18 protein-coding genes and 2 pseudogenes are annotated in these 20,127 nt (G+C 63.3%); 10 read left to right on the forward strand and 10 right to left on the reverse strand.

The genetic code is table 11. From position 1 onward, the window contains the following. Position 1: 1 nt before the first annotated feature. Positions 2–730, reverse strand: coding sequence for a cytochrome c biogenesis CcdA family protein (locus BN2475_RS02430; RefSeq protein WP_094777977.1), 729 nt, complete (start codon positions 728–730; stop codon positions 2–4). A 435-nt stretch (positions 731–1,165) separates the two neighbouring features. Here BN2475_RS02430 and BN2475_RS02435 point away from each other — a divergent pair, with 435 nt between their 5' ends. Both BN2475_RS02435 and BN2475_RS35245 read left to right on the forward strand, forming a co-directional pair. Next, entirely contained in the window at positions 1,166–1,501 is a 336-nt protein-coding gene (locus BN2475_RS02435; protein ID WP_094777978.1) for a DUF4148 domain-containing protein, read from the forward strand. A gap of 77 nt (positions 1,502–1,578) precedes the next feature. Beyond that, positions 1,579–1,722, forward strand: a pseudogene (locus tag BN2475_RS35245) (alpha/beta hydrolase); the annotation flags it as partial. A gap of 40 nt (positions 1,723–1,762) precedes the next feature. Here the strand turns inward: BN2475_RS35245 and BN2475_RS02445 are convergent. From BN2475_RS02445 to BN2475_RS02475, 7 genes are all read right to left on the reverse strand, one after another. Continuing rightward, positions 1,763–2,095, reverse strand: coding sequence for a hypothetical protein (locus BN2475_RS02445; RefSeq protein ID WP_245841130.1), 333 nt, complete (start codon positions 2,093–2,095; stop codon positions 1,763–1,765). 598 nt (positions 2,096–2,693) lie between these two features. Beyond that, a complete protein-coding gene (locus tag BN2475_RS02450; RefSeq protein ID WP_094777981.1) occupies positions 2,694–4,340 on the reverse strand; it encodes an MFS transporter in 1,647 nt (548 codons plus the stop codon). A 7-nt stretch (positions 4,341–4,347) separates the two neighbouring features. Next, the gene (locus BN2475_RS02455; protein WP_094778025.1) at positions 4,348–4,632 is read right to left on the reverse strand and encodes a DUF3303 domain-containing protein; all 285 of its coding nucleotides are present in this window, start codon (positions 4,630–4,632) and stop codon (positions 4,348–4,350) included. A 300-nt stretch (positions 4,633–4,932) separates the two neighbouring features. Then, entirely contained in the window at positions 4,933–5,079 is a 147-nt protein-coding gene (locus tag BN2475_RS02460; protein WP_245841131.1) for a hypothetical protein, read from the reverse strand. A gap of 297 nt (positions 5,080–5,376) precedes the next feature. Further along, positions 5,377–5,595 (reverse strand): hypothetical protein, encoded by a 219-nt coding sequence (locus tag BN2475_RS02465; RefSeq protein ID WP_094777982.1) that lies wholly within the window; start codon positions 5,593–5,595, stop codon positions 5,377–5,379. 189 nt (positions 5,596–5,784) lie between these two features. Then, complete coding sequence (locus tag BN2475_RS02470; RefSeq protein ID WP_094777983.1) at positions 5,785–6,069, reverse strand: hypothetical protein; 285 nt, start codon at positions 6,067–6,069, stop codon at positions 5,785–5,787. Positions 6,070–6,157: 88 nt separating this feature from the next. Then, complete coding sequence (locus tag BN2475_RS02475) at positions 6,158–6,439, reverse strand: hypothetical protein (protein ID WP_094777984.1); 282 nt, start codon at positions 6,437–6,439, stop codon at positions 6,158–6,160. 424 nt (positions 6,440–6,863) lie between these two features. Between BN2475_RS02475 and BN2475_RS02480 the strand changes: the two genes are divergently transcribed. Then, positions 6,864–9,107, forward strand: a complete 2,244-nt coding sequence (locus BN2475_RS02480) for a serine/threonine protein kinase (protein WP_094777985.1) — start codon at positions 6,864–6,866, stop codon at positions 9,105–9,107. Positions 9,108–9,183: 76 nt separating this feature from the next. On the opposite strand, the gene BN2475_RS36440 is transcribed toward BN2475_RS02480, so the two are convergent. Further along, the gene (locus tag BN2475_RS36440) at positions 9,184–10,305 is read right to left on the reverse strand and encodes a formylglycine-generating enzyme family protein (protein ID WP_425435459.1); all 1,122 of its coding nucleotides are present in this window, start codon (positions 10,303–10,305) and stop codon (positions 9,184–9,186) included. A 147-nt stretch (positions 10,306–10,452) separates the two neighbouring features. Continuing rightward, a pseudogene (locus BN2475_RS36445) lies at positions 10,453–11,292 on the reverse strand (caspase family protein); the annotation flags it as partial. A gap of 358 nt (positions 11,293–11,650) precedes the next feature. Here BN2475_RS36445 and BN2475_RS02490 point away from each other — a divergent pair. From BN2475_RS02490 to BN2475_RS02520, 7 genes are all read left to right on the forward strand, one after another. Next, positions 11,651–12,148: a DUF4399 domain-containing protein gene (locus tag BN2475_RS02490; RefSeq protein WP_094777986.1), complete on the forward strand. Its 498-nt coding sequence runs from the start codon at positions 11,651–11,653 to the stop codon at positions 12,146–12,148. Positions 12,149–12,200: 52 nt separating this feature from the next. Then, positions 12,201–12,635 carry a DUF4399 domain-containing protein gene (locus BN2475_RS02495; protein WP_094777987.1) on the forward strand — a complete coding sequence of 145 codons (435 nt, stop codon included), beginning with the start codon at positions 12,201–12,203 and terminating at the stop codon, positions 12,633–12,635. A gap of 269 nt (positions 12,636–12,904) precedes the next feature. Beyond that, a complete protein-coding gene (locus tag BN2475_RS02500) occupies positions 12,905–13,189 on the forward strand; it encodes a hypothetical protein (RefSeq protein WP_094777988.1) in 285 nt (94 codons plus the stop codon). A gap of 273 nt (positions 13,190–13,462) precedes the next feature. After that, positions 13,463–14,944, forward strand: coding sequence for an efflux transporter outer membrane subunit (locus BN2475_RS02505; RefSeq protein ID WP_174641853.1), 1,482 nt, complete (start codon positions 13,463–13,465; stop codon positions 14,942–14,944). 287 nt (positions 14,945–15,231) lie between these two features. Further along, on the forward strand, positions 15,232–17,868 hold the full coding sequence (locus BN2475_RS02510) for an FHA domain-containing protein (RefSeq protein WP_094777989.1): 2,637 nt from the start codon (positions 15,232–15,234) through the stop codon (positions 17,866–17,868). After that, positions 17,846–19,219 carry a beta-barrel domain-containing protein gene (locus BN2475_RS02515; RefSeq protein ID WP_094777990.1) on the forward strand — a complete coding sequence of 458 codons (1,374 nt, stop codon included), beginning with the start codon at positions 17,846–17,848 and terminating at the stop codon, positions 19,217–19,219. The genes BN2475_RS02510 and BN2475_RS02515 overlap by 23 nt, the downstream gene beginning before the upstream one ends. 37 nt (positions 19,220–19,256) lie before the next feature. Next, a complete protein-coding gene (locus tag BN2475_RS02520) occupies positions 19,257–20,009 on the forward strand; it encodes a peptidylprolyl isomerase (RefSeq protein WP_094777991.1) in 753 nt (250 codons plus the stop codon). Positions 20,010–20,127: the final 118 nt, after the last annotated feature.

Here is a 20,127-nt window from a genome sequence, read left to right on the forward strand (position 1 = left end):
GTCAGAGTCCTTTCAGAGCGGGAAAAAGGGCGGCGATCCTGGCGTAGACCAGAACGTCGTATTGCAGATAGATGGCGAGTGCGGTCAGCATCACCAGTACGCCAAACACCTGTTGCAGAAGATGGGCATGACGTGCCACGACGCGCACGCGTTGCGTCACGTAATGCCCGCCGTAGATGATCGCGAGCATCGGAATAGCGGCGCCGATCGCGTACAAGGTAAGCAGCAGCGCCGACCATCCGAGGTCTTGCGCCTTGACCACCAGCACGAGGATCGAAGCCAGCACGGGCCCGGCACACGGTGTCCAGACGGCGCCCAGCGACATGCCGAGCACGAAGCCGCCGGCATTGCCGCTGCCCGGCTGCACGCCCCGCTGTACGCCCGGTGTAATGGCCGCGCCGATGCGCGCCAGCGGTTCCTGTAGTTGCGCGACCAGCCAGTCATACGGGCGTGGCCACAAACGCAACAGGCCGGATAGCGCGAGCAGCGCGATGCCTGTATTGCGCAGTACCTGTTGTGCGACGTGCACTGTGCTGGATACCGCGCCCAACAGCATCGCGAAAGTCGCGAAAGTCAGAATGAAGCCGGCGACAATGAACAACGGTCGCGAGCGGCCAGGCCGTTCGACCGACGTGCCGAGCAGAATCGGCATGACCGGCAGAATGCACGGCGACGCAATGGTGAGAAGCCCGGCCAGCAAGGCGAGTGGTGTTTCAAAGGTGCTGTGCATGATGGACGTTCCGTTGACTGGTATGGCTGTATTGGAACGTCCGCACGTATCTGGCTTATGTCGGCAGTGGCGTGCGGATGCAATGTTTTGTGTACACGCAGCGTCCAGATACATTGCGACACAATCGGCCGCGCAAGGCACGCTGTGAAAGCTGGCACTCATTGCGCGTCGCCCGCCAAACAGCCGCTGCGAATTTGTTCGGAGCGGCTTTTTTTGTATCGCAATGTATCGACGTCGTACCCAGACAAACAAGCTTGCAATAACGGGCCTCACGAAAACATTCCAGATACGTCGGCGAGTTCAAATAGCTTCACGCAAGGTTGATTCACAACAGTGCGTTTGAATCAGGTGGACACGACGGGTTACTTGCTTTCACTGTCTCGTGCTTCACCTTAGCCCTTGACCTTTGAATGCTTTGCTATCTGGAGAAAACTCATGAAACTCGTTCAATCACTGATCGTTGCCGCGCTTGTTTCGGTTCCCGTCGTTTCGTTCGCGCAGTCTCAAACTGCGCTGAGTCGCGCCGACGTGCGCGCGGAACTGGTGCAGTTGCAGAGGGCTGGTTACAACCCATCGAGCGACAACACGCAGTACCCGCAGAACATCCAGGCCGCCGAGGCGCGCATCCATGCCGATAACGGCTCGGCTGCCGCGGCATATGGCGGAGTTGCGAAACACAGCTCGGCCTCGGGGTCGCGCTCGCCGATGAATCACGCATCGACGAGCGGCACGGAGGTGATCGGCCTCGGCTCGATCTATGCGCACTCGTAATCGGAGTAACGCACTGGCCGTCCGTGTGCTTTCACGCGGACGGTCGGCCCATCCAATGTCGTTTCAATCCTGTCGAGCTGATCGATCCGCATTTGCAGCAGTCGATGGCTCAAACCATCGATGCGAAGGTGACGCGGGTCAATGCGAGCCACGTGGCGATGATCAGTCAGCCTCGGGCCGTCGCCGATGCGATCATTGTGGCGGCACGGGCTGCACGGTAAAGCGCCGCATCACTCGCTGAACCCGGCGCGTCCTGCCGTATCAGCCGGGTTTTGTCGGCGGGCGAATCGCACTCTGTACAGCGACATTGCGATACACGTCGCGGCAAAATTGCATGCCGCTCTCGCGCGTACCGTTGACAGCGGCTGCGATCTGCACCGTTCCTTCCACACGTCTTGGCTCCATCGGATTGACGAGCGCGGCGTCGATGGCAAACGGATCGGCCGCCGCCGCGCGCATGATGCCGATGCCTGTGATCGTCACCGCGAGGCAGGGATCGGGTAGTTGCGGGCCATGGCTGGCGGCAACGTTGAAGTTGACATTGAGCGTCCAGAAACCCTCGTGAATATTCTGATCAATGATGATGGCCTTCACCACATCCCGATGCGACAGTGTGTACTCGTTGTTTGCCATCGGTCCCTCCTTGCGCGTACGCGGTGAGTGCGCACGTGTGCAGATATGGCAAATTTGCAGACTGCTGCAATTAGTTTTACCTGCTATTTTCGGCAGTGCAAGCGGAAAAGGCGCGTACGCCAATGGGTCGAGGCGGACCGTTCGCCCACGCGCGAAAGGCGACGCCCAACAATGAGCGCCGCCTTTCCCACAGCCGCGCTCGAGTGCGTGTGGCGCCCGGACGGCTGTCAGGTGTACCGCGTATGCGGCGTCGGGTTAGTGAAAAATGAGGTACAGGATAATCAGCACGATCAATGGAACGCCAAGCAACCAACCGAGAAGGTAAGGCATGGTGATCTCCTTTTATACGAGTTCGAATGCGATGGTGGTCGAGCATGCTGCGTGCCCGACGAGATCACAGCGCCGTTGCCCTTAGCTCAAGGCTGATTCCCGGCAACACGATGGCGGACTAAACCGCCTTGACGTCACGCATCGCGTCGCGCTTTTCGCGGTTAATTGCGGTTAATCGTGGTTAATCCAGACCGCAATGAAGAACTTGCGACCCGCGGTGGCAGGGCGCCTACAGCGCGCCGCGCCGCGGCGGGAGCGGCTCGGCCGGCGCCGGTTCGTCCACCGGGGCCTCGGTGTCCGGATAGGTGATCCGCACGGGCGGCACGAACCACGCGAGGCACAGCCCGACCAGCGCGGCGGCGCCCGCGACCAGGATGCCGATGTGGATCGACTGCACGAGGGCTTCGCGTGCGGAATTCATCATGGCGTCGCCGGCATGGCCCGCGCTCACCAGCCGGTTGATCAGCGCGGCCTGTTCTGCGCGGTCCACCAGCAGTGCGGGACTGGCGAAGGATTTGAACCACTGCGTCGCCTGATACGAATCGAGCGAACGATGCACGCCGCGCGAGTAGAGATGGCCGAGCAGCGCGCCGGTCATCGCGGTGCCGAGCATGCCGCCGAACGTGCGCAGCGATTGGAGCAGCGCGGTGGCCGCGCCGACGTGATCGCGTGCGACGATCTGCTGCGAACAGACCGTCAGACTGGTGGCGACCAGGCCGAGCCCGAGTCCGCTCATCGCCATGCAAGACATCCACACCAGATGCGGCTCCGTACCCCGCAGCACGACCACGCTGAGACACGCGAGAGCGGACAGCGCGAAGCCGACATACATGATGCCGTTCGCGCGCCGGATGCGCGTGACGATACGATTGTTGAGCACGCTGCCGACGGTCGTGCCGAGCAGCAGCGGCGTGATCAGCATGCCCGAGTCGTGCGCGGACATCGCGTAGCCGCCCTGGAACAGCAGTGGCACGTAGAACACCAGCGAGAACAGCGCGAAGCCGCCGAGCAGCGACATCGCGAAGAGCGCGGCGAGCTTGCGGTCCAGCAGCATGTCGACCGGTACGATCGGATCGCCGACGCGCGCCTCCCATAGCCACAGTATCAATGCGCAAGTGAGCACCACCAGCGCGAGCGCAATGGTGGCCGGATCGACGCCGCGCCTTGGGAGCAATTCGATCAGGACCTGCACCGTGCCGAATGTGAATGCGAGCACGGCCGCGCCGAGCCAGTCGAGCCGCACCGGTCCCTTGCGCCGCAGGTGACGCAGCGGCGGCAGAAAGCGCAGCACGAACAGCAGGGAAGCGATGCCGACCGGCAGGTTGACGAAAAATACCAGCCGCCAGCCGCCGTACTGCGTCAGCAGACCGCCGAGCGTCGGTCCAAACATATTGGCGATACCGAACGTGGCTGTGATGAACACCAGCCAGCGCAAGCGCAGTTTCGGATTGGGGAACAGGTCGGCGACGGTGGCGAACACCGTGCCGATCAGAATGCCGCCGCCGATCCCTTGCAGGCCGCGTGAAATCACCAGTGTCAGCATGTTGCTGGCGAGTCCGCACAGCAGCGACGCGCCGGTAAACAACAGGATCGCCGCGATCAGGAACGGCTTGCGGCCGAACAGATCGCCGAGCCGCCCGAAGATCGGAATCGTGATTACCGAGGCGAGCATGTACGACGTCGCGACCCACGCGTACAGATCGAAGCCCCTCAGCTCGGCCACGATACGCGGCAACGCCGTGCCGACGATAGTCTGATCCAGCGCCACCAGCATCGCGGCGCACGCGATGCCGAGCATGGCCAGCAGCGATTCGCGAAACGGCAGCAGTTGTCCGCCGGGTCGGCCCGAACGCGGCGTGACGACACCGGCGCTCATGACAGTCTCACTGGCGCGACGCCTGATGTTTGCCGAGCGCTGCGCCCAGCTGTTCGTCAGTCATCGCCGGGAAAATGCTCACCGTTAGCAGGTCGCCCCATTGCAGCGCCATTGCCGCGATGCTGTCCGTGTCGTCGGTCTCGACGATGGCCACTCCATGCAAGCCGCCGATCGCGTGCCAGCGGCCCAGCAGTTTGACACCCTCCGGCGTCTGGCCGCCCGTTTTCATGAAGCGTTCGATGACGGCATTCTCGGCGGTCGGCAGACCGGTCCATTGCACGATAAATTTCATTGCGCGTCTCCAATCGGATTCGACGACACCGGCTCGTGGCGCGCCGCGATCGTCGTTCGTCGTGCGCGGCGCGTCGAATTGCGCGCCGTGCACACGGCCGCGCCATCGAGTCGTCCGGATGACGTGTGCCATCGGCGGACGGCTGGCAAAAAACCACGTGGCGCCTTAAGCATCATAGGTGAGCGCGAGGTGGCCGGCGTCGCCGCGTGCGCAAATTCACCGGGTTAATCGAACCGGCACCCGCTGCCGTATAAACGTCCCAGGGGTGCCGCGTTTCCAATTGCGAACTGCTCGCGCGTTCTATAAGTAGGTCCCACCAATGCGGCCTTCGAAGATGGCGGTGTTGATCTCCCAGTCGTCGACGTGGCCCACGGCGCCATTGTCCACGGTGACGACCACGGAGCGGTCACCGCGCAGCGTCTTCATCTGTTCGGCGGTGAGCGTCACTTCTCATGTGCGTGATCCGCGCGACGCGGCAGGTCTTTGATAATGACAGTGGATTCCATGGCGTTACGCCTTGAAGTGGGCGGGAGAGCACGGTGCGGTGCTCAGCCCCGTTTTTGCAAGGGCTATGCCAATGGGCGCGAGACTCGTGAGGAAAATCCGGCGCGGGTGGCCACGCGAATCCAGACAAGGCAAGCCACTAAGCAAGCCATTAAACGGGCCATTAAACGGGCCACTAGGCAAGCAAAAACGGCACGCGCGGGTGGCGCGTGCCGTTGCAGTGAATCGCCGGAGTCGAATCTAGCCGCGCTGCCTGTTGCGCGGGATGGCGGCGTCAATGATGTTCCGATGCGCGCCCGGAAAGCCGGGCGGATAGTCGACCACGCGCTGTGTCGTCGGCACCAGCGGCGCGGCCATGCTCGATCTCGCGCCGACACGCGCGCCACCGACAACGGCGGCCATCGCCTGACGGTCCAGTTCGACGCTGTCGGCCAGATCCTTGATGATCAGTTTTGCCATGGCGGCCCCAGAAAAGAAATCGGGCGGCCGGCCAGTGAACTGGTCCGGCCGCCGCTCGTGTGTGTCGTTCGCGTTCCGTGTGCAGTGGTCTCGTCGCACTATCAGTATAGGAAATCTGTTGGCGGCTTGCCTGTTGGTGATGTCGAGGCGGCAGTAGAAGAACCCCCGTTCCTTCACTGCTGCTTGCGCTCACACGTAGGCGTAGTTGGCGCCCGTAAGCATCGGGCTGACGTCCAGATGCAACGGCCGGATGTTCGTGCCGATCACGCCAATGTCGTTGAGCGCGGCGACGTTGACAGTCTGAATCTGGGTGAGGTTCTGGTTGATCGAGACGTTGACGTTGGCGAAGCTGCCGAGGCCGGCCGCGGACGGCAGGCCGGGCACACTGCTGCCGGTGCCGCCGGCCACCGCCGACATTGCGCGGCGGTCGAGCTCGCGAGTACTGGACAGATCGCGAATCATGAGGGATGACATGGTGATTCTCCAAAGGTGCGCGGAAGACGGGCGTGATCGGCGCGAGGCGAAGCGGTCCGCAGGCACGGCCGCTTCGCTTCGTCGTGCTTTACACGTGGATGTTGTTGCTCGACGTGACGTAGGGATCGACCGTCGACGTGATACCGGCGGCGAACGCGACGTTGTTGCCGTTGGCGTTCTGGATGTTCAGTTCGTTGCTGATCAGTTGCGTCGCGTCGACCTTCTTGCTGTTGTTCGGCGCGTAGACCGGGCTGAAGTTGTAGTACGAGCTCGACGGATAGCCGTAGCCATAGCCGCCGCGCACGGCGCTCATGGCCTTGCTGTCGAGTTGTTCGGTGATGGACAGGTCTTTGATCATCAGCGTGTTCATGGTAAGTCTCCTGGAAGAAAATATCGCGGTCTTGCGACTGGGTTCGAGCAACTTGTCTGCTCGGGTGTCACTAATGCACGGGCTGTGCCAGCTATATTCAAGGGTCCTGACAAAGTTGGCGGATGCCTTCTGCACAAGGCTTGCGCGTTTCACAGACGAGATGCAGACGGCGCGCTGGCCGTTCGTGCGGATGCCCGACCGGTGGCGCAACTCCGACACCCGGCCGCATGCTGTTGGACGCCGTGCGACACCGCCGCGGCGCGTACGCCATGCATGGCGCGGGCCAATCCTGGTTTACGAAAGCGCGGCCCGGCAGCTAGTATCGAAGCGGCACATGTAACCGGTTACGACAGGTTTTCTATCGGCCCGCGTGGCCTCGGTCGCATGCGATCCGGCCCAACGGCAGCGGCGGCACTTCGCACAAATGGCTAGCCTTGCGCGTGTGATTCACGACTTCCAGAACGGCGAGCTGTCCCGTGACGAGTTCGTCGCTCAACTCGACAGCACGTTGACGACCGAAGGACTCGGTCCCACGCAGCTGCTGGAGATGCTTGGCGCCGCGCATCGCCAGGCGCCTTTACCCGACGATCTCTACGTGGAAGTGCGGCGACGCATCGAGCAACTGCGCATTTCGAATGTGCCCGCGGGCGGCGAAGAAACCGGCATTCAGACCACGGTGGAGATTCCATCGGTGCGCTCCACGAGCGCGGGCAGTGCGGGCAGCGCGGGCGGCACGGGCGATGGCGCCAACGCGCAGAATGCCGCCGGACACGACCAGATCAAAGGCACTGGCGATACGCTGAATAACCGCTTCGTGCTCGAGGAATGTCTGGGCATCGGCGGGATGGGCACGGTGTACAAGGCGCTCGATCTGCGCAAGCTCGAGGCGTCCGATCGCAAACCGTATCTCGCGATCAAGGTGCTCAACGTCCAGTTTCGCGGCAATCCGAATTCGCTCGTCGCGTTGCAGCGTGAAGCGCGCAAGGCGCAAGTGCTAGCCCATCGCAACATCATCACGGTGTACGACTTCGACCGCGACGGGCCGATCGTCTATCTGACGATGGAGTACCTGAGCGGCAAACCGCTCAGCCAGTTGCTGCGCACGCCGGGCTATCAGGGCATGCCGGTGCGCGCCGCGTTGCCGATCGTGCGCGGCATGTGCGCGGCGCTGGCCTACGCGCATGAGCGTGGCTTCGTCCATTGCGATTTCAAACCCGCCAACGTGTTTCTGACGACCAACGCCGAAGTGAAGGTGATCGACTTCGGCATTGCCCGCGTGTTCCAGCGCCCGGAGGAAGAGAGCGATGCGACGGTGTTCGATCCGGGCAGCCTCGGTGCATTGACGCCCGCGTACGCGAGTCCGGAGATGATCGAGCATCGCGAGCCGGACCCGCGCGACGATATCTACGCGCTCGGCTGCATCACCTACGAGTTGCTGACCGGACACCATCCGTTCGACCGCCTGTCGGCGACCCAGGCGCGCAACGCCGATTTCAAGCCGCAGCGGCCGCCCAACCTCGATGCGCGCCAGTGGCGCGCGTTGCGTGCCGCGCTGTCGTTCGATCGAAACACCCGCATGCCGAGCGTGGTGCGCTTCATCGCCGAGTTCGACAACGAAGCGCGTGCGGAAAAGTCGGGCAAGTTGGCGAAGATGGGCCTCGCGAGTTTCGCCGTGGTGTGCGCGGCGGCGGTCGGTGTGTTTGCACTGCGCTCGGGGCCGAGTCAGGAGGGCGGGGCACCGGCGAATGTTGGTGCTTCGCAGGCGCCGGCGGAACAGGCGGGGGCGGCGCAGGAGAAGGCGGTGGCGGTCGTGCCGCCGACCGTGGCGCAATCTGCCGCGCCGGGTCCGGCGTCTGCTGCCGCGACGAACGGCACGGCGCCGGCCACCTCGATTGCCACGCCAACCACGCCCATTGCAACGCTGCCGGCCGCACCACCAGCTGCAGCGCCAGCCACAGCGAAACCCGAACCGAAACCCGAACCGAAACCCGCACTGACCCTGGCCGCCATCACACCCGTGCTGGCCCAGGTGCCATGCTCGGCGCTATCCGCCACCGTGCAGGATCATGCGCTGACGGTGCGTGGCTTCGTCTCGCAGCGCTATGGCGCGGGGCGCCTGAAGGAAACGCTGGCGGCGTTGCCAGGCGTCGATACGCTGACGCTCGAAGTCGAGCCGCTCGCCGACGACAAGTGCGATGCCGTCAAGACGCTCGCGCCACATTGGGTTCGCAACTGGCAAGCCGGTCGCGTGGCGGCATTGCACGTGCGGCCGCCAGGCGGCCAGTTGCGCGACGGCGATCCGTTGGTGGTCGACGTCACCACGCCGGGCTTCGACTCGTACGTGAATCTCGACTACTACCAGCTCGACGGCAGTGTCGTGCACATGGTGCCGAGTCCACGCGCGAAGGACAATCAGGCGCCGCCGCACTATGCGGCGACCATCGGCGGCGCTGGTGACTGGATTGTCTCGAAGCCGTTCGGATCGGAGATGCTGGTGCTGATGATTACGCCGGTGCCGCTGTTCGACAAGCCGCGTCCGGAAAGCGAATCGCGCGCCGACTATCTGCGCGCGCTCGACACGCGGCTCACGCAGATCGGCGGCAAATACGGCCAGGATCGCATCGTCGCCGACTTCGCACCAATCACGACGAAGCCGCGCACGCCTTGAACGCACCCGGTGCGCGAGCGCATCGCGTGTTGCGTGCGCTGCTCGCGAACACGCGGCGAACCGCGCGCATCACGTGTCAGCGGACATCCTTGACGACCCGCAAGCCATTCTGCGATTGACGCACGCCCGCGCTGTACTTGAAGCGCGTGGCGGTGAGCATGTAGCCTGCGCCTTCGCGCCATGAACCGCCGCGAATCACGCGCATTTCGCAGCCGGGGCTGTCCCACGCGTGGCCGTCGACGGGGGCGCTCTGGTAGGTGTTGTGCCAGCAGTCGGCGGTCCATTCCCAGACGCTGCCGTTCATGTCGTACAGCCCGAGTGGATTCGGGGCGAACGATCCGGCGTTCTCCGGTCCTTCCTTGTGCCACGGATCGCCGCAGTCCTTGCAATTGGCGTTGCCCTTGCGCATCTGGTCACCCCACCAGTAAGCGGTCGTGGTGCCGCCTCGGTCCGCGTATTCCCATTCCGCTTCGGTGGGCAGGCGGTATGGTTTGCCCGTGATTCTGGCGAGCCATTTCACGTACTGCTGCGCATCGTCCCAACTCAGATCGCGTGCGGGCGCCGCCTTGTTGGCGTTGCTTTCAGGCGTGAGCTTCTGACACGCATTGGCGGCGACACACGCATTCCATTGCTCGACCGTTACCGCGTATTTGCCGATCGCGAACGGCGCGCCGATGCTCACGTGATGGACCGGCTTTTCGGATGGATCGTCGGTACTGCTGCCCATCGCGAACGAGCCCGCGGGTACGGCGATCATGATCGGGCAGGTCGCGCAATCGCGACTCTCACTGGCGCTGGGCGCGTGCGCGTTGGGCTTTTGCGCGACCGCTGTCGCGGCGGGCGCAGCCGGCGCGGTGGCTGCGGGCGATGGTGCGGGCGATGGTGCGGGTGTCGCGCGTGGGTGCTCTTGCGCGGGGGGCGTAGCCGGCGCGATGGGCCGTGCGGCTTGCGGTGCGGGTGCAACCGCGGGTGGCGCTGGCGATGCAGGTGCCGCAACCGCTGGCGCACTCGGTGTTGCCGCCGCCGCGCGCAGACGATCGATGCGCGCATGCGCGAGCGTGGCAAAGCGGCCGTTCGGATAGGCCTTCAAATAGGCCTCGTAATCGGCCGGATAGTTGCTGTCCTTGATCGAATTCCAGAACGTGATTTCGTATTGCTCGCTGCTGTCTTTCGGCAGAATGCCTCTGCTGCGCAGCATCACTACCGGATCGTCGCGAACGGCTAACGCGTGAGACGCGTTGGCGTTGCGATGAGCGGTTGCGCTCAGGTCGACGGACGAAGGAAGCGCTGCCGCGAGCCACGGCTTCTGCGCATCGTGGGTCGCATCGCGAACCTGCGCCGCGACGCGTTGAAACAGATCGGCGAGGGTGGGCGCCGCAGCGCCGTTCAGCGCGCGCAGCAGTGCCTCCGTATAAACGCCGTGCCGTGTCGCGTCCGCAGCGAAGCCACCGGGCGCGGTTGCATATGCGATCACGGTGTCGGCGGGCAACGCGGGCGTGGTGCCTGTCGCGTTGGGCGAGAACGGATTGTTCAGGCACGTATCGAGAATCACGAGATTGAGGCGACCTGCGCGCGGCGCATGCATCGCCTGCAGCACGGTATTCAAATCGACGCCTTGATTGATCAGCGACGCGGGCGAGCGTGGGTCGAGTCCTGCGGGAATCAGCAGCGTGCGCCGCCCGATCTGCATGCCATGTCCGGCGAAATAAAACAGACCGACGCCGCCTGCTCGCAGACGCTGCCGGAATTCGCCGATCGCCTGCTGCATTTGCTGCGGCGTCGCATTCGTGCGCGTGATGACATCGAAGCCGAGCGCATGGAGCGTGTCGCGCAGCGCTTGCGCGTCGCGTGGTGCGTTGTCCCGCACCGGGTCCGCGAGATCGCCATACGCGCCGTTGCCGATGACGAGCGCAATGCGGGGAGAACGTGCGTCTCCGTCGCCGATTGACGATGCAAATGGCGCGAACGACGCAAATGGCGCGTTCGGTGCGTATGGCGCGATCGGTGTAAATAACCCAGGCGCCGCCTCTGCCGTCACAGTGACCGCGCTCGCATTGGCTGCGATGTTCGCAATCGTCGCGCCCCGCAGCGCGTCTTCACGTTGCGTCGACGCACAGGCACTGCCCCATTGCGCGTCGATTGCTCCGGCCACGCACATCAGCAGGAATATTCGCCACATCTTCATATCCTGTTTGTACCGGACAGAACGTAGGCATTCGAGGACCGCGCTGCTCGCAGCGTTCGCTGGAGTACTTCAGGCAAAGCAACGATGCCGCTATCGACCATCCGCTTGCAACCCTTTATTAACGATAGCACGCGATTTGCATGTCACAACGTTCGCGTGTCCTTGATGCGTCTTACGGTTAACGAGTGTCGCGTATCTTTTTGGCAAGTTACGTCCTAAGCTCATTAACAAAGTAATGCGCCACGGTCGTTTTAACTAGGTGGCTGACCGGTCACCCACGTTAGCGACATCGAGCCGGAACGCTCGGCCTGCCTTGCGCAGCCGGGTTGGCCGTGACCGATCTTCGGGAGAGTGCGCTATGCGAAGAAATCTCGTCCCCGTTGTCCTCGACAGACCTCATCGAGTCAATGCGCGCTTTGGCGCGTTGCGCGCGGCCGCATGCGCGGCGCTCTGTGTCGCGCTCGGCAGCGTCATGCCGCCCGGTTCCGCTCTGGCGGAGCAGACGCCAGCGCCGCCCGGCGCCGAGGAGTACATCATCTGGCCGGCCGATGGCGCGGTGATTCACGGCGGCAAGCTGTGGGTGCGCATGGGCTTGCGCAACATGGGCGTGTGCCCGAAGGGCATCGTGTTTCCGAACACCGGCCATCATCATCTGCTGATCGACACCGACCTGCCGCCGCTCGACCAGGAGATCCCATCGGATCGCAATCACCTGCACTTCGGCGCGGGTGAAACGGACGCGCGTATCGAGTTGCCGCCGGGCAAGCACACCTTGCAGCTGATTCTCGGTGACCACAATCACGTGCCGCACGTGCCGCCCGTGTATTCGAAAAAGATCACCATCACCGTGCAATAACACGAGCCCGATTCGTTCGAGTAACGCGTGTCAGTCAGGACGGAGAGACCTCATGTACAAGCTCATTGCGGTCGCGGCGCTCGTGACGTCGGCGGTATTGGCCGCGCCGGGTTTCGCCGTGGCCGGCACCACACCGGCGCCGCCCGATGCGCATGTTTATATCGGCTATCCGAACGATGGCCAGGTCGTGCCCGCCAACAAACCCTTCCGCGTATGGTTCGGCTTGCGCTTCATGGGTGTCGCGCCCAAAGGCGTCAAGTACCCCAATACCGGCCACCATCATCTTCTGATCGATACCGATCTGCCGCCGATGGACCAGGAGATTCCATCGGACCGCAACCATTTGCATTTCGGCGCGGGCGAAACGGAAACGATGATTCAACTGCCGCCGGGCAAACACACGTTGCAGCTACTGTTGGGCGATGACATGCACATCCCCCACAACCCGCCGGTGTACTCGAAGAAGATCACGGTCATCGCGCGGTGAGATCCGGCCCGGCACGGTGTCACGACGCAGCCAACAAATTAAAGCGCGCTGTTGGCTGCGATCCACCATCCCTCAGACGCCAACTGGTCGATTTCGTTGCGGGCCGGTTGATGGCTCATCCTCGCAGCCCCTTAAATATCTGAGTTCATCGGATTCCTCAGGATCGGAAGGTCATGCTGGCACGGCCCATGCATGAGTGACGCCCGAGCAGACAAGTTGCTCGAACCCACGCGCAAGACCGCGCAGTTTCCCTTCCCAGGAGAGTTACCATGAACACGCTGATGATCAAAGACCTGTCCATCACCGAACAACTCGACAGCAAGGCCATGAGCGCCGTGCGCGGCGGCTATGGCTACGGCTATCCGTCGAGCTCGTACTACAACTACATGCCGGTCTATGCGCCGAACAACAGCAAGAAGGTCGACGCCACCCAGATGATCAACACGGCGATGAATATCCAGAGCGCGAACGGCAACAACGACGCGTTCGTTGCGGGCGTCACGACCACGATCGATCCGCATGTGAGCTCGAGCAACAACATTTTCGTGTCCTGAACGGCGCACGCTGCCGCGGAGGCACGCGTGCCTCCGCGGAACTTGCCCGCTACGGCGGGCGACTCAAAAAAATTTCTATCCAATCGTCCTTTCCACGCACCCCTCGCCGCACCGCCCGATCCCCGCGCCGACACTTCCGCCCGCTTTGATGATGAAGCCGCGCGGCAGATGCTCGACCTGAAAGGGCCTTCTTTTCATGCGACGAAGCGGGGGTTATCGGAGATAACCGTGTCAGCGTTGCTTGATTCATCGGACCGTCAGCGCTTGCTGTTCATGACGCCCGCGCGGCAGCGCAGCGCAAGTCAGCCGGCGCATGCGAGCGGTCGCGCTCGCGTGAGCGCGGCACTGCGCGGCGTTTGCGCGGCGGCGGTATGTGCGCTGTCTCTGTGTGCGTGTGTGGACGTCAGCATGCCTGACTACAAGCGCCCCGACACGCCCGCCAAAGCGTCGTGGTCCGATCACAAGGGCGCACCCGTGTCGGCTGCCGCGACCATCCAGCCTGATTGGTGGAAGGGCTTCCACGATCCGGATCTGGACGCGCTGATCGCAAAAGCGATTGCGGGCAACTTCGACATCAAGGTACTCGCCGCGCGCATCGACGTCGCCAGCACGCAGATCGGCGAAGCCAAAGCGGGTGCGTTGCCGACCATGGACCTCGGCGCTGGCGCCAACTTCGAAAAGACCACGGGCCAGCCCTTCATCAAACAGTACAACGTCGCGACGCAGGTGAACTGGGACATCGATATCTGGGGCAAAGTCGAGAAAGGCGTGCAGGCGCAAAAGGCCGAATTCCACGCCAGCGAGGCGGATTGGCGCGCGGGCTATCTCGAACTGGTGGCGAACGTCTCCAGCACGTACTTCCAGATTCTGCAATTCGACGACCAGATCGAGCAGCAGCAGAAAACACTCGACACCAACCGGCAGATCCTCACGATCTACGACGGCCAACGCCGCAGCGGTCTCGTGCCGCAAACCCAGGTGCTGCGCCAGCAGGCGGAAATCAATCGCCTGACCAACCAGTTGCTCGAGCTGCGCCGCTCGCGTGCGCTTGCCAATAACGCGCTCTGCACGCTGATCGGCGTACCGGCGGGCGAGTTTCAACTGCCGCAAGGCCATTTGCAGGAGCGCGTGCAACTGCCGGATGTGCCCGATGGCTTGCCGTCGCAACTGCTCGCGCGGCGTCCCGACGTGGTGGCCGCCGAGTTCAGGGTACTGGAAGCCTACAACCTCGTCGGCCAGGCGAAGCTCGCCCAGTTGCCGACCATCAGCCTGACGGGACACGCCGGCACCGCGAGTTTCGCGCTGACCGATCTGCTGAAATCGTTCACGTACGGCTTCATGCCGAGCATCAACATTCCGCTGCTCGATCCCGGCGTGCGCGCTCACGTGAAGGTGACGCAGGCGGAATCGACAGTCGCGGAGCAGCAGTATCGCGTGACCGTGATGGGCGCGTTCGAAGAAGTGGAGAACGCGCTGGTCAATCTTGGTTCACATAAGGCGCAGCGCGCGCAATTGCAGCAAGAGGTGTCGCGCCTGCAAATCGTCGCCGATCAGATCCAGTCGCAATTGCACCTCGGCGTGGTGTCGCAACTGGAAGTTTTCGAAACCGAGCGGACTTTGCTCCAGGCACAGCAGGATCTGCTCGCCAATCACCAGCTGATTCTGTCGGACACCGTGCTGCTTTATAAGGCGCTGGGCGGCGGTTGGCCGAGTATCGATGTGCAGGCGCAAGTCAAAGAGCCAGAGAGCAAGTAAAGAAGGCAAATAAAGCAAATAAAGGCAGCAAGTAGAAGACGCAAGTAAAGGAGCATTGAGCTAATCCGCGATGTGGCGCACAAGTGGGGAATACCGGCTGTCCATGACGCGTTGATCGCATTTATCACCGATGATCTGAAAATTGACACTCGCGATGCGTGACTTACAATCCTTAAAGAGCCCGCCGTTACACGGCTCGACACGACAACATCGTTCCGCCGTAGTCCTTCGTCCCGTTTCCGTTGCGCGCTCGCTGCAACGGGTAAACGCTTAGTGATCCAGATAAAATGGCCACCGGCGAAGCTCCGATTGCTGAGATGGGCGCGACCATGGACGCTGCTTTCGACGTGGTGCTGTCGCCGGTTGCGTCCGCGCAACGCCCCGCGCTCGACGCAATCCGGATCGTCGACGACCTGTTCGCAATCGGGCGCAGCGAGGCGCCGTTTACCGATTACCCCACTGAACGAATCGCGCGTCTGTCGCGCCGTCATGCGCGCATTTTCACCGAGCACGGCGCGGCCTACGTCGCCGACCTCGGCAGCAAGAACGGCACGACGCTGAACGGCGCCCCGGTGCGGCAAACGCCGGCGCGCCTGCGAGCCGGCGACCAACTGTGCTTTGGCGGCGAGCTTTGCTACCGGGTGGGGATCGAGCCGCGTGCGCGGATCGTCGCGGCCGCTGCCGCAGCGCCCGCGCCAGGCCTGTTGCTGGTGCCGCAGCGCGACGACCTCGGCTTGCAGCCGATCGAGGTCAAGGCATTCCCGTTTCTCGTCAGCAAGACGGACGACGTCTTTGCGCGCTACAAGGATCGCTACCCGCATCAGGTCAACTACATCTCGCGGCGTCACGCGCACATCTTTCTGAAGGGCGGTGATCTCTACGTCGAGGATCTCGGCAGCACCAACGGTACGTTCGTCGGCGCAAAGCGTCTGGACGAGTCCGCGTTGCCGCTGCGGGACGGCGACCTCGTTGCATTTGGCGGCGACCACTTCGTCTACAGGGTGTCGTTGCAGAACCCCGCTGACGCCGAACCCACCGTGACCCAGCTATTCCTCGCTCCAGCTGTCGACGATGCGGCGGATGCCGACAAGACTACGTTCGTCGGCGCCGCGCATTCGTTCCTCGATATCTTTTGCGTCGATCCGGCGCTACAACGCGAAGACGAAATCAACGAAACGGCACAACGCGTCTGCGCGCATGCGAAGCGCGATACACCGACTGGCGCCGCGAGAGGTGCGATCGAGGGCAAAGGAGTGAGCGGTACGCATGGAGCTAGCGGCGTGAACGGTGCGGGCAGTACCGGCGACGCGCGTGCTGCGAGCCGCTCAGGCAGCGCGAGCGCCACGAAACGCAAGCCGCGACGCTGGCGCCTGCTCGCCGGCGAACTCGGCAAGGCGTTCGCGGACGGCGATCGCCCGAACGTGAGACGCGTCGCGGGTTGGGGCGGTGCGGGTGTCGTCGTGCTGGCGGCAATCGCTGCGACGCTTTATCTGCATGGTTCGTCGGAGCGCGAATTGAAGAACCTTCTGGCGAGCGGCGATTACGCGAGCGCGGTCGCGGCGGCGAAGGGTTATCTGGCGAATCATCCGACCGATACGAAGGTCAGTGCGCTCGCCAGTGAAGCGCTGCTGAAGGCGGAGCTCCCAGGCTGGCTGAACGCGCTGCAAAAGGCGCAGTTCGATCAGGCCGACGCGCTGCTCAAGGAGATGCGCTCGTTGAGCGCGAACAATGCGGACGCCACGTCGCTGGTCGGCGAACTGCAGTGGGTGGGCGATCTGGAACGCTTCGTGGCGACGCGCGGCGGTGTGGACGCGCCGATCCGCATGTATGCGGACGAATCCACCATCAACAATCTGCTGCAGCGCTGGGACGATGACGCGAAAAGTCACCAGCGCGCGCTCGACCGGATTGCGTCGTACGTGCCGGTGTTTGCCGAGCCCTACGCGCTGGCGCTGAGTCATCTGCGCAAGCTGGAAAGCGACGACTCGGTGTATGTCGCCGCGATCGACCGGCTGAACGGCGTGATACGCACCGAACTGGCACGCGATAAACCCGACGCGCTGCCGCCCGTGCTCGACGATTACGCGCAGCGTTATCCGCGGCTGGCGGGTCTCGATCGGGTGCGCGAGGATTTGCGCCAGTACGCCGCCATGCTGAATGCCGCGCTCAGCCGTCAACTGACGCCACTGCTCGCGATGCTGAAGTCCGTGCGTTTCAGCACGCCGCCTTTTCAGGCGCAGTTCCGGCAACTGGCCGCGAGCCGTTTGCCGTCCGCGGACGTGATCCGGCGGCTTGACGCAGTGAGCGAGGCCTGGCAGCGCGGCGACGCTCGCGAGGCGCTGGCCGGTTTGCAGGCGATGCCGGCCGGGCCCTGGTCCGACGTGCTTGCGGCGGAAGCCGCGCACAAGAAGGCGCTGCTCGACCAGTACACCGATTTGCAGAAGACCCGCGGCGGCAAGGACTACGACCAGCGGCTGCTGTCGTTCTACGCGAGTCTCGATCCGCAGGCGGACGTCTGGTTCGTGCAGGCGATCCAGAAAGATGTCGCCGCGTTGCACGACAAGGCGCTGGCGCGTGCGCAAGACCTGCTGCTGCGCGCGCAGAGCCTGTGGAAACAGTATCGCGCGAGCGGTTCGATCGGCGGCACGCAACGGCTCGAAGCGGGTATCTCGCCGGGCTTTCGCAGCGAGGCGCGGTTGCTGTCCGATGCGCAAACGACGGCGCAGCAGGGCATGCGTATCTATACGCAATTGAAGGCCGATCATCCGGCCGAGTTCGATCGCCTGCTCGCGGATATCGAGGCCGAAGCCAGCTTGCAGCGCCGCTCGTTGACGGAGTTGCGCATGGTGCTGGACCCGGAACTGTTGAAGGCGAAGCTGGCGTTGATCGGAGGCGAGCAGAGTGAAGCGCGATCCTCACCCTAGGCCTTTGTCGGAGGCGCTGGAAGATCACAGCGTCGAGGGCATCGCGATCCTGACCGCCGAGCCGGTGCGGCTCGCGCGTGCGTTGATCTGGGCGATGGTCGCGCTGGTAGTGGCTGGCTTGCTGTGGTCGTTCGTCGGCCGCGCGGATGTGATCGTCAGCGCGCAAGGGACCTTGTCGCCGGAATCGGAAGTGCGCCGCATCTACGCGCCGATCGACGGCGAACTGGCGGACCTTTATATCGCGGAGGGGCAGCCGGTGTCGAAAGGCGACGTGCTGGCGCGGCTGAATGCGCGCGGCGCGATCGAGGCGGCGAGCAATGCGCTGCAGGCGCAACTCAAACTCGAGGACGCCGAGCGCGACTGGAAGCAGTTCCCGGAGAAGAAGGCGCTGATGGAGCGCAAGGCCGCCGCGCTCAAGGCGCAGATGGAAGTGGAAGCGCGTCTGCACGAAAACCGCGTCTCCGAAGGCACCACCAAGCTTGCAGAAGGGCAGAAGGCCGAACTCGACGAAGCGCGCAGCGTGCTCGACAACGCGCGGCGCACACGCGAGGCGGCGCGTCAGGAACTGGACCGTTACTCGAAACTGTTCGCGCAACCAGGCGGTGGCGGCATCGCCGAATTGCAGGTTGAACAGAAGCGCACAGCTGCCATGGAAGCGGACAATGCCTACCGTGTCGCGCAATCGAAACTGGCGGAACTCGACTTTCGCCTGAGTCATGAATATGCGCAGGCGAATGCGCAACTCCAAACCAGCGGCCAGCAGACCACTGACCTGCAGCTGCAATACGATGCCGCGGTGCGCGATATCACCGACGCGGAAGACAAGCTGCGTCTGCAATTGCAGACTGCTCGCCTCGTGTCCGAAGCTGCCGCCCGCGTTCGCTTCGAGAACATCGACAAGGACAATTTTCTGCTGATCTTAGCTCCAGTCTCGGGCGTCATCACCGACGTGACGTCGACGCAACGCGGCGACAAGATCCAGGCGAACGCGCCGCTCGGCGGTATTGCGCCGAAAGATGCGCGGCCGGTGCTGAAGATCGAGATCGCCGAACACGATCGCGCCTTTCTGCATGAAGGCTTGCCGGTCAAGCTGAAATTCAACGCGTTTCCGTACCAGCGCTATGGCTTGATCAGCGGCACGCTTGCGTATATCTCGCCGGCCACCAAACCGTCGTTGCAGGACAAGCAACCGGTCTACGAGGGGCGCGTCACGCTCGAGCAGGACTACTACCAGATCGCCGGCACGCGTTATCCGTTGCGCTACGGTATGACCGCCAACGCGGAGATCGTGGTGCGCGAGCGGCGCCTGATCGATCTGGGTCTCGACCCGTTCAGGCAGGTGGCGGGTTGAATACGCCGATTACATATCAATTCAAGGAGCGGATGAGATGACCGCGATAGTGCGTATCGATGATGAAGTCGTGGACGTGGCCGAGTTCATTCGTCTTCTGAAGCTGACCGGCCAGTTCGAGAGCCTGATCGAGCAGATCGTGCGCGACAAGCTCACGGTGCATGCGGCGAAGAAGCAGGGCGTCGTGGTGAGCGCCGATGAAATCCAGCAGCGCGCCGACCAGTTCCGCCGTGTGCGCGGCTTGCATCGCGCGACGGATATGAACCAGTACCTCGACGCATTGAACGTGAACCTCGACGAGTTCGAGGCGTTCATCACGGACGGCTTGTATCAGGAGAAGATGCTCGACGAAGTGGGCAACGAAGCCGCGATCAGGGACTACTTCGCGCTGAATTCGCCGAAGTTCGACGCGATCGAGGTGAGCCATATCGTGCTCGACAGCGAGGGCAAGGCGAAGGAAATGATTTCATATCTGCGCGACGATCCCGACAGCTTTGCCGACATGGCGCGCGAGCATTCGATCGCCGATACGCGCGAAGCGGGCGGCGTGATCGGCAAGGTGCTGCGCGGCTCGTTGAAGCCGGACATCGAAGCGAAGATTTTCAACGCGGCGGTGGGCGATCTGCTGGGGCCGTTCGCGTCGGCGGATCGCTCGTGCTTCGAGATTTTCGCCGTGACGGCCAAGTATCCGGCGACGCTCGACGCGGACGTGGCCGCCGAAGTCAGGCGGTTGTTGCGCGAGAGCTGGTTGATGGCGCGTGCGCAGGAGCATGTGATCGAAGCGCGCTAGCCGGGCCCCGTGTTTCGCTCAGCTTCTGAGCAACGCAAACGCGCCACCGCGCCACGCCACGTGAAGTAACCCGCAGCAAAGTAACCCGCAGCAAAGACCAGCCGAATCGAGGTTCGCA

This window comes from Paraburkholderia ribeironis, assembly GCF_900019265.1.
Taxonomy (GTDB): Bacteria; Pseudomonadota; Gammaproteobacteria; order Burkholderiales; family Burkholderiaceae; genus Paraburkholderia; species Paraburkholderia ribeironis.